Origin of the sequence: Noviherbaspirillum denitrificans (assembly GCF_002211445.1) — a bacterium.
Classification (GTDB): domain Bacteria; phylum Pseudomonadota; class Gammaproteobacteria; order Burkholderiales; family Burkholderiaceae_D; genus Noviherbaspirillum; species Noviherbaspirillum denitrificans.
Genome location: NZ_LSTO01000001.1, coordinates 4792687 through 4802811, shown reverse-complemented (window position 1 = coordinate 4802811; position 10125 = coordinate 4792687). Strand labels below are relative to the sequence as shown.

Sequence of the window (10125 nt, the reverse complement as noted above, 5' to 3'; positions counted from 1 at the left end):
GAACTATGGGGGTCTTGCCCAGACCACCTATGCCCACCTGCCAATAGGAAGCGGCAACGGCCTTTTGATCTCGGGGTGGGGCTGGACTGGCGGGTTTGGCGCAAACGCAAGCGTCACGACACCCGAAACCGTGCACGCCGCGGTTCTTGCGCCGTTGGCGGACGGAACCTTGGAACTGGCCACTTCCAAGTACCTTGCCGACGATGTCATTAACGGGGCCAATTCGGCTGCCGTGGCAGACTTCAACGGCGACGGGAAAGTGGACGTTTTCCTGCCAGCGCACAATGAGAGTCCTTTTGTCGCTCGCAACAGCACGCTATACCTTGGCACCAGCACCGGGGGATTCGAAAAGGTCGTGTTGGGCGACGCCGTAATGGCCCATGATGCCCAGCTTGGTTTTGTCAACAATATGCCCACGGTAATCGCCTCCACATTCAATCCAGGCGACGCGAATCCGATTTACAGTTGGAACAACGGCGAGCTTAAGGAAAGTATCGGCGCCAATCTCTCGCAGGTATTCCACCAAAGCGCGGTGCTCGGCAACTTCGGCGCAGGCGGCAGCATGGCGGTCGCAATGGGCGATGTGTTTAGCAACGCGCCCAGTGACAACGCGAAAATCAAAATCTACGGCTATGCCAATGGCGATCTTACTTCCACCGCACCGCTCGCAACGATTACGCCCTACCTCTCGACAAAGCACCCGGAATTCACGTCCCACTATGGCCCTGGCATTACCCATACCTACCGCATTCTCGCCGACGACTTCAATCACGACGGCAAGACGGATCTGATTGCGGAACAGTCGATGTGGGTTCAGGGAAGCGCTTTTCCGTCGGCCATTCAGATGATTCAGAACCAGGGAAATAATCAATTCGCCGACAAGACAGATCAGCTGGCTGCAGTCGTAAACCAGGCCAGCGAAGAGTTCGATTACCAGGCGCAAGTGCTTGACGTCGACCACAGCGGTATTAACAGTTATCTCTTTGCCGGACTGCCTGCAGGCAGCTTTGTCGACAACAAATTCACGTACGACAACAGCCGCGCTCCCAACTACTTGCTCCTCAATGACGGCACCGGCAAGCTGTATAGCGCGTTGCATGAACAGTTTCTCGATTTCGGCAGCCAGGTCGTTCAGATGCTGAACCGGATTCAGTCCCAATACGAGGGAACCAGCCAGAGCTACTACATCGGAGCCGATATCCAGGCTGCTGGCGTGCCAAAATTCGTCGGCTATCAAACGGCAGACGGCGCACTCAACTATCTTGCCGAAATCCAGGTCGGACGCTGGGCCGCACCGGGCCTGTGGGCCAATCAGTACATGCTTGTCAACGTTCCATTGCACTATGATGCGCGCACCGATTTTACGCAGAACGTGAATATCGACGACCGCAATGGCAGCAGCCTGATGCGCACCTGGGCCGGAAACGACATGATTCATGACACCGGCGCAGCCGCCAAAGCGCATATCGACGGCGGAGCCGGCCTGGATACGGTGGCCTATGGCAAGAATGCGAGCGCTTTCAATATCACGCGCAGTGCCGACGGGACGGTGAATATTTCCGGAGAAGGACTATCCGATGTGCTGGTCAATATCGAGCGCCTGAAATTTGCGGACAAGACGATTAATCTTGTCGTCAAGAGCGTCGCGTCGACCATTTCAGCAGCTGAGTTGAAGACCCTGGAGGAACTCTACGTCGCGTTCTTCAACCGTACGCCGGATGCCGATGGCCTGGAATATTGGATCGGCCAGTTCAAATCAGGAATGACCGTGAAGCAAACGGCTGAATCGTTTTACGACGCTGGAGTTCAGTATTCCAATCTGACTGGTTTTTCGGCGAACATGACCAATGCCGACTTCGTCAATGTCGTCTACAAGAACGTGCTAGGCCGCCAGAGCGGTGCGGACGCCGAAGGTCTTGCCTATTGGACGGGCGCACTTGCCTCCGGCGCTGAATCAAAAGGATCCCTGGTATCGACCATTCTGACGTCCGCACACACTTTCAAAGGGAATACCACGTGGGGATGGGTAGCCGACTTGCTCGACAATAAAGCAGCAATCGCTAACAAGGTCGCTGTCCAATACGGCTTGAACTACAACACAGCCGAAGCAAGTATTTCCGAGGGCATGAAAATCGCTGCCGCAGTGACGGCCACCGATATCCAAATGGCGATCACCCTGATCGGCCTAAGCGATACGCAACTGTCAATCTGAGCAATGTCTTGCATTTGATGCTCATGCGGAGTTGATCACTAGTTGGAGTGGAATCATGTTTCGGCGACCGTCAACGACCGGGGCCTCGCGGCTTTTAATGGTTTGCCGATTGATGGCGTCGCCAAAGCTGGGCGGTCAGAAATATCACCAGCAAGATATTCCCCGTCAGGACGAGTCCGTTAATCAGCGATGGATCGCGGAACAGGTGCCTGAATTCAAACGGAATGTAAATGCCTCCCGAAAGCGCGCCCAGCCATTCGCCCCATGCGTAATCGTTCCAGAGCCCATAGCCTTCCAGAAGCCGCACCGTGATGTAAGCCGCTGCCATGAGGTAGAGCGAGTGCAGGTCGGCTCCGGGAAGAAGGTCGGCGTAGTGCAAGAGCACTGACGGAAAACGCGCATCCGGATTCAAGTGAAAATGCCCGATCAGCTCGATAGCGAGGTGCCGAACATCGTGATGCATCAGGTCGACGAGACCGACGACTGCCGCGAGCGCCGCCAGGCCCTTGATTGCCTCAAACACCGCGATCACGTGAAGTGCGCGGCGCGTTGCGACGGGGTGTGACGGCGTCACGGTGTGAATGGGTTTTGAATCGGACATACTCGGCGAAACTGTTCAAGCCATCCCCGATATTGTCCTTGCAATCACGTAAATTGCAACCAATCGCGCCTGGTCTTGCCGTGACGCATGTGCGTGCATGCAAGACCCGAGCCCTTTTCGCGCAAATCAGCAGCGGAAGATCTGCACCGCACGGCGCAGCGTGCCGGCCTGTTGTTTGAGAGATTCGCTGGTGGCGGCGTTTTGCTGGGCCAAGGCGGCGTTCTGCTGGGTAGTGCTTTCGATATCGCTGATGGCGCGATTGACTTCGCTCACTCCCGCCGATTGCTCGTTGGCCGCTTGCGTGATCTCCTGCACCAGTGCGGTGACGTCCGATACCGAGCGCACCATGGAGCTGATGATGTCCGCGGCCGAGTTGACGTGATGCGACCCCTGGTTGACCTGCTCGCTGGAGGCCGTGATCAAGGCACGAATCTCCTTGGCCGATTCGGCGCTGCGGTTGGCCAAAGTGCGTACTTCGGAGGCAACCACGGCAAAACCCCGGCCCATTTCGCCCGCCCGCGCCGCTTCCACGGCTGCATTCAACGCGAGGATATTGGTCTGGAAGGCAATGCTCTCGATCACCTTGATGACTTCGGTGACCCGCCCTGAAGCATCGTCGATCGACTTCATGGTCTTCACCAGGTCGGCCATCGAGGCGCCGCCGGTGCCGGCCGTGCGGCTGACTTCCTGGGTATTGCTTTCCACCTGTTTTGCCGCGCTCGCTGTTTGCTGTACCACCGAGGTGATCTGTTCCATGGCCGACGCGGTCCGCTCCACGCTGGAAGACTGGTCTTCCGAGCGCTCGGCCAGGTGGGTGCTGCCCTGGGCAATCTCCTCGGCGGCTGCCGTCATGCTGGACACTTCCGCCCGCACATCCTCGACGATGGCTTGCATGTTCAGATTGATCAGGCGAATGTTCCGGATCAGCTGGCCGACCGGGTGTCGCGTGTCGAAGGGGATGTCGCCTTCCAGATTGCAGCCGGCGATGCGCGCAGCCAGGCTGGTGGAGTGTTTCAGGGGCTGGGCCACGGTCCAGTGGAACCAGCCCAGTACACCGGCCGCGCCCAGCGCCAGTACGGCGGCATCAAGTGCCGGACCGAACGTCGTACCGGTCCCGGCCATGTGGCCGGCCACCAGAACCGACAGCCACAGGCCCAGCGCACCGGTCATGCGTTGCGTCAGCGAGAGTCGGAACACGCGCTGGGGCCAGTCGCGCCAGCCCGCCTTGCGCACGCCGCCGGCATGCAGGCGCACGCGCGGCCCGCCGGTGCCGGGGTTGCGGATGTGCTGATACAGCGCTTCCGCCTCGGCGATCTGCGCGCGCGTAGGCTTGGTCCGCACCGAGATATAACCGACATTTTTGCCGTTGCGGACCACCGGGGTGACATTTGCCAGCACCCAGTAGTGGTCGCCGTTCTTACAACGGTTCTTCACCACACCCGACCAGGGGCGGCCGCGGCCGATCGTGGACCACATGTCGTGGAAGGCTTCCGGCGGCATGTCGGGATGTCGAACCAGGTTGTGTGGCTGCCCCAGGAGTTCGTCGTAGTCGTAGCCGCAGACAGAAACAAAGACGGCGTTGCAATGGGTGATACGGCCTTGGGCGTCGGTCGTCGAAACCAGCATGGCTCCGTCACTTATCTCGACTTCACGCTGGGTAACTGGCAGGTTGGTGCGCATTCTTTTCTTTAAGGATAGTAGGGCGCCCAATGAAGAACATGAGGGTGGGCGTATCACCTTCGGCAGGCGGGATCATGGAGAGCAAAGGCAGTAATGATATGAATCAATCAATTCCCAGCCATGATCCAGATCAAAGACGGCATGGGAGCCGGCAGTTGGGGGCGGCCGGTACAACGGCGTCTGCAGAGTGTCCGCGGGGTGCGCATGCGCTGCTTACAGAACCCGCAGGCATTGAGGATGTGCGTCGGATTGATGTGCCGGTCCTGAACATGACGGGCAAGCCTCCGCAACCCACACCGGGCCGCCGAGACTTGACCGGAGAGACGGCATCTACTTTTTATCTGGGTGACCTGCTTGTGGCGCGTCCAGATGAATTCGCAGGGTGGGTAAAGCGAAGCGAAACCCGCCAATTGGCGTCTCTCGAGCGCGGTGGGTTTCGCATTCGCTCAACCCACCCTACGGTTCTTCGCGCGTCAAATTCACCTGGAAACGCCGTCAGGCTATCAGCGCCCGCCGTGCCGTTTCTTGCGTCAACTTGCTACACCAGCGCCCACTCCCGTTCCCATTCCGGCAAGCGCTCGGCCGGCAAGGGTTTGGCGATCAGGTAGCCTTGCGCCGCATCGCAGCCGAGCATCGCCAGTCGCTCCCACACTGCGCGGCTTTCCACGCCTTCGGCCACCACTTGCAGGCCGAGGTTGTGGCCCAGTTCGATGGTGGAGCGGACGATCACTTCCGAGTCCGCGTTGGTGACCAGCGGCATCACGAAGGACTGGTCGATCTTGATGCCGTCGACCGGTAGCCGCTGCAGGTAGCTGAGCCCGGAGTAGCCGGTGCCGAAATCGTCGATCACCAGCGTCACGCCGAGGTCCTTCAGCCGGGCGAGCGTTTGCTGCGCCAGTTCGGGATCGGTCATCAGCGCGCTTTCGGTCAGCTCGAACTGGATCAGGTCGGACGACAATCCCCAGGTCGTGAACAGCCCGGCGATCCGATCCACCAGTCCGGGCGAGTACAGGTCGTGCACCGACAGGTTGACCGCGAGCGTGCGCGCGGTGCCTGCTTCCTGCCAGGCATAGCCCTGGCTGAATGCCGCTTCGAGCATCCAGTGCGTGAGCGGGGTGATGGTGCCGGCCTGCTCGGCCAGCTTGACGAATTCGGCGGTGGCGATCAGGCCGTGCTGCGGATGCTCCCAGCGCACCAGCGCCTCGGCGCCGGTGAAGGCGCGCGTGGCGATATCGACCTTGGGCTGGCAGAACAGGCGCAGTTCGTTTTCGGTGATCGCGCGATGCAGGTCGCCCATCAGCGCCAGCCGGCGCGTGTATTCCTGCTCGAGGCCGCCCATGTAAATCGCGAAGCCGCCTCCTGTCGGCCGTGCCAGGTGCATCGCAGCATTGGCGCGCCGTATCAGCGCATCCGCGTCCGTCGCATGACCCGGGAACATCGCCAGCCCGATGCAGGCTTGCGCGTCGAGCAGCAGGCCGGCGACATGCACCGGTGCGCGCAGTTTGTCCAGCAGCTGATGGGCCAGGCGCGTCGCATGGTCGACATTGCTGTGGGAAATCATCAGTGCAAACGCGGTCTCGCCGACGCGCGCCAGCGTGCCCTTGCCGGCGCAGCAGTCGGACAAGCGCGTCGCCAGTTCCCGCAGCAGCTCATCAACGGCGCGGTAGCCGATGACCTTGTTGATTTCGTGGAAGCGGCCGATTTCCATGTGCAGCAGCGCGATGGCATGGTGCTGCTGGCGCGCGGCCTGCATTGCTTCCTCCAGCTGTTCATGCAGGCAGGTGCGGTTTGGCAGGCCGGTCAGCGGATCGTAATAGGCCAGGCGCGCAATCGTCGCCTGTGCGCTGCGGTGTTGTTCCCTCACCCGCTGGTTTTCGATTCCGTATGCGAGGTCGTCGGCGAGTTCGTTCAGCAGTTTGACTTCGGCTTCATCGAAGGCGTCTGGTTCGGCCGCGCCCATCAGCAGGCAACCGATGACCTGGCCGTCCACGCGCAGCGGCAGCGCGGTGACCGAGGTGAATCCATCGCGCTCCGCCTGCTCGCGCAGGGTAGAAAAGACGGAGTTGGAGTAAATGGGGTCGGAAAGCATCCGGCCGACGACCGGAAGGCCGGTCCGGATGGCGGTGCCCGTCGCGCTGACCCCGCGTTCATTGTCGGCCCAGGAATGGTTGAAGGCGGCCATGCGCGCGATATCGGTGCCGACGGCGGCCATCCAGCGGATGTTTTTCTGGTCGTCGTGTACGGCGTAGCAAACGCAGGCGACGCGGTAGCCGCCCTTCTCGACGATGACGCGGCACATTTCGGTGAGCAGTTCCTGCTCGTTGCTGGCACGGAGCAGGCAGCGATTGCCGGCACTCAAGGTGCGCAGCGCACGATGCACTCGGGCAAGCTCGTTCTCCACCGCATTGGCGGCAGGAAGAGCTGTCCCGGCAGCATCGTCAGCAAGGGGGGCCATGCATCATCTCCATCTGACCGCAACATTTCATTATAGTGAGCCAATAATGCCCGTGCGTACAGGCATTAACGGTTGCGGTCGCCGGAATGATGACAGGCTTACCCGGCGGCCGGGTCCTTTTCGGCCACGAGGTCGCGGTAGGCATGCCAGGTCGCATGGCCTACCAGCGGCGCGGTCAGCAGCAGCGGGATGAAGGACAGCAGCAGGCTGGCGCCGATCAGCGCCACGATAAGCGCTGCCCACAGGTAAAGCGGCACCGGGTTGCTCCACAGCGCGCGCACGCTGGTGAACAGCGAAATCATGGTGTCGGTGTTCCGGTCCAGCATGAGCGGCACCGACACGACCGAAATCGCAAACGCGATCGACGCAAAGATGAAGCCGACGCCGAACCAGGCGATGACGAAGGGCATGTTCGTCATCGAAAAGATCTGGGCCAGCACCCGCTGCATGGTCGGGAAATCCGTCGTCGAGAACAGCGCGAAAATCACGACCGACACGCGCGCCCAGATCACCATGAAGAAAGTCAGGATCGCCGCAAAGAAACCGATCGATGCCGGGTTGTCCTTCCAGCAGAACAGGGATGCCGTCAGGCCCGGCTTTTCGCCGCGCTCGCGCTGGCGCGACAGCCAATAGATGCCGCAGAAAACGAAGGGCCCGATCAGGAAGAATCCGGCGGTCAGTCCCATCGTCAGTTGCCACTGGGTTTCATAGATGGCGGCGATCGCGAATCCCATCAGCACGAACACCAGGCCGTAGAAGGAGGCGCGCAGGCGCGTTGCCAGCATGTCCCGCCATCCCGCGGCCAGCCACCGGAACGGGGCATCGATGCCGATGCTGCGGATGTCCGGCATCAGCGACGTATCGGAGATTTCCCCCGGCGTGGAGGGCTGGGTATGGACGGTGTCTGACACAGGGGTCTCCTTCAGTCTGTCTATTGTTGGTGAGTTTGTCCTTAGACTTTGGGAGGAGGCATGGCAAATGTCAATGTGCGGTGCGAAAAAAAGACGGCTGTTGTCCGCGCCCGGGAAGGCAGCGGGAAATGCTGCATTGCAGAATCAGGGAAGGCGTACCCGCCTTCCGGCATGCCGTCAGGATTCTTGCGCAGTCAGGCTCCAGAGCCGCAATGCAACGTGGATCTCGAGCGCGCGGCTCGGGCTGCTCCAGAAACCCAGCAATTCTTCGGCACTCGCCATGCGCTGCCGGACGGTATTGACATGAATCCCCAGGCGGGTAGCCGTCGTCTGCGCATTCTGGTTGTTGTCGAAGTAGCAGAGCAGCGTCTCCGCGAGCCGCGTTCCGCGTTTCTGGTCATAGGCGAGCAGTGCGCCGATGCTCGCATGCAGGAATGATTTCAGGCTGCCCTGGTCATGGGTTTCGAAGAGCACCGAGTACATCGCCATCTCGTTCTGGTCGATGACTTTTCCATTCACGCCGAGCCGGCGAAGGACTGCAAGCCCGCGCCGCAACGAGGCATACAACGCCGGAATTTCCGCTGGCAGCAGGATCGGTTTTGAAACGATGCCACGATAGCGCCCGCCGAATTCCCGATTGGCGATCGCGATGAATTCTTTCAGGATGTCCTGGCTCCTGACCGTCCCGCTGACGATCACCAGCACGTCGTCCACCTCGTCGAGCACCAGTTCGGAAAGCGGCGTACCGGACCGCAAGCGTCGCGCGACGAACGCCGGCCCGGGGTTCTCCGTCTCCAGCAGGATCAATGAAAGAGGTTGCGACAGGTCGAGCCCGAAGCGCTCGGGGCGGTTCAATGTCACCGCCCGTTCATCCGGGCGGGGAGCAATGAGGCTTCTCAACAACGCCGAGACATCCCGGCTCTTGTTTGCCGCGGTTCGCTCCTGCGACAGCAGCACGATGCCGATCACACTCGAACTTCTCTCGAACGTGCGGATCGATATCTCGCCAAGGTCGCCCTGCCGGAACAGCAGCACCGCGCCTAGCAAGTCATTGCCGCCGATGACGGCGACTGCCCTGCAAATCTCGCCATCCGCTTCGTAGGCAAGGATCGATCGCCCACCTACCCTGCTCTCGCTGACCGCCTGCGTAATCGCCGCACTCGAGGCGGCATGCGGTGCATAAGCCTCTGCCGCCGATCCCGTGTAACCGGGCGCGGTCGCCCGGCTGATGACCTGGAAAGCCTCGTCCACGACGAGCACGCTTCCTCCCAGCAGGTTCGCCACGGTCTGGCACAGCGTGGCGAGCGATGCGCCCTTGGCCAGCAAGGAGGTCAGCTGTTCGTGCGCCTCCGCCGCGCTCTGGATGTCGTGTGCATGGCGCTCCAGTTCCGCACGTGCGGCATCGGCGTTTTGGCGTGCGATGTTGGTCTGCTCGAATGCCTTTGCATTATTGATCGCGACGGCGGCGTGGGTTGCCAGCGTGCTGAGGATGGCGACGTTCAGGGCGGTGTGGCTGCGCTGGTAGCGGTCGGCGACGAACAACAGGCCGATCACGTTGTCGTCATAGAGAAGAGGGACCCCGGCCAGTGCAGCGATGCCTTCGTCGCGGAACGCATCGTCCAGCGCCGCATCATGCGGAAAACGGTTGTCGCGAAGGTAGTCCGGCGTGCAGAACGGCAGGCGCGTTGACATCACCGCGCTGGCGATGCCGCGCCGCCTGCCGACGGTCATCTTCGTGGTGTTGGCGGATATCGCGCCATCGGTCACCAGCACGCGGAATTCATCCCGCTCTTCGTCATACGCCGTGAGCCAGGCCAACTGGGCGCCGAGCAGGTTCCGCGCGCGCGCAACGATTGCCCGCAGCAAGCCGGCAAGGTCCAGGCGGCTGGACAAGTCCTTGGCAGACTCGACCATCGCGATCATGCCTTGCTCGCTCTTCTGGTGGAATTCGAGCCGATCCTGCACCGCGGTGGCCATGCGCACGAGTTCAACGGCGCGGCTTTTTCCCGGCGTGTCATCCGGGAGCGCTTCTGCCCGCGACAGCCGGACAGCGAACTCTTCCGCAGGCGCGTTCCGGTGGAGCATGCCGATGAGGTCGGCGGCGATGTCGTCGAATGGCTGGCTCATGTTCTTGGCTGAAGTGCGTGCTGTTCGCTTTATATCATGCGCGCAAGCAAAGTGGCATTCCGACATCAAAAACCTATCGAATATGTGCAATTCCACATAGTTATTGAATGCACATTCGAAGACACTGGATTCCCGATGG

The 10125-nt window shown here is 60.9% G+C and carries 6 protein-coding genes; 1 reads left to right on the top strand and 5 read right to left on the bottom strand.

Annotated elements, in window-relative coordinates:
* Window positions 1-2212, top strand: a 2212-nt coding sequence (locus tag AYR66_RS23335) for a DUF4214 domain-containing protein (protein ID WP_206047256.1), incomplete at its 5' end; no start/stop codon positions are given.
* A gap of 94 nt (window positions 2213-2306) precedes the next feature.
* Here AYR66_RS23335 and AYR66_RS23330 read toward each other — a convergent pair.
* From AYR66_RS23330 to AYR66_RS23310, 5 genes are all read right to left on the bottom strand, one after another.
* Window positions 2307-2813, bottom strand: a complete 507-nt coding sequence (locus AYR66_RS23330; protein ID WP_088709498.1) for a DUF2127 domain-containing protein — start codon at window positions 2811-2813, stop codon at window positions 2307-2309.
* Window positions 2814-2939: 126 nt separating this feature from the next.
* On the bottom strand, window positions 2940-4439 hold the full coding sequence (locus AYR66_RS23325; protein ID WP_234814991.1) for a methyl-accepting chemotaxis protein: 1500 nt from the start codon (window positions 4437-4439) through the stop codon (window positions 2940-2942).
* A gap of 592 nt (window positions 4440-5031) precedes the next feature.
* The gene (locus tag AYR66_RS23320) at window positions 5032-6948 is read right to left on the bottom strand and encodes a putative bifunctional diguanylate cyclase/phosphodiesterase (RefSeq protein WP_088709496.1); all 1917 of its coding nucleotides are present in this window, start codon (window positions 6946-6948) and stop codon (window positions 5032-5034) included.
* A gap of 98 nt (window positions 6949-7046) precedes the next feature.
* On the bottom strand, window positions 7047-7859 hold the full coding sequence (locus AYR66_RS23315) for a DUF2189 domain-containing protein (protein WP_088709495.1): 813 nt from the start codon (window positions 7857-7859) through the stop codon (window positions 7047-7049).
* A gap of 177 nt (window positions 7860-8036) precedes the next feature.
* Window positions 8037-9986 (bottom strand): helix-turn-helix domain-containing protein, encoded by a 1950-nt coding sequence (locus AYR66_RS23310; RefSeq protein WP_234814990.1) that lies wholly within the window; start codon window positions 9984-9986, stop codon window positions 8037-8039.
* Between the last annotated feature and the right edge of the window lie 139 nt (window positions 9987-10125).

What these genes read in the sequence shown, in the direction of transcription:
- AYR66_RS23320 (WP_088709496.1), bottom strand. Translation starts at nt 6,948, where the DNA reads ATGGCCCCCCTTGCTGACGATGCTGCCGGGACAGCTCTTCCTGCCGCC.
- AYR66_RS23310 (WP_234814990.1), bottom strand. Translation starts at nt 9,986, where the DNA reads ATGAGCCAGCCATTCGACGACATCGCCGCCGACCTCATCGGCATGCTC.
- AYR66_RS23330 (WP_088709498.1), bottom strand. Translation starts at nt 2,813, where the DNA reads ATGTCCGATTCAAAACCCATTCACACCGTGACGCCGTCACACCCCGTC.
- AYR66_RS23325 (WP_234814991.1), bottom strand. Translation starts at nt 4,439, where the DNA reads ATGCTGGTTTCGACGACCGACGCCCAAGGCCGTATCACCCATTGCAAC.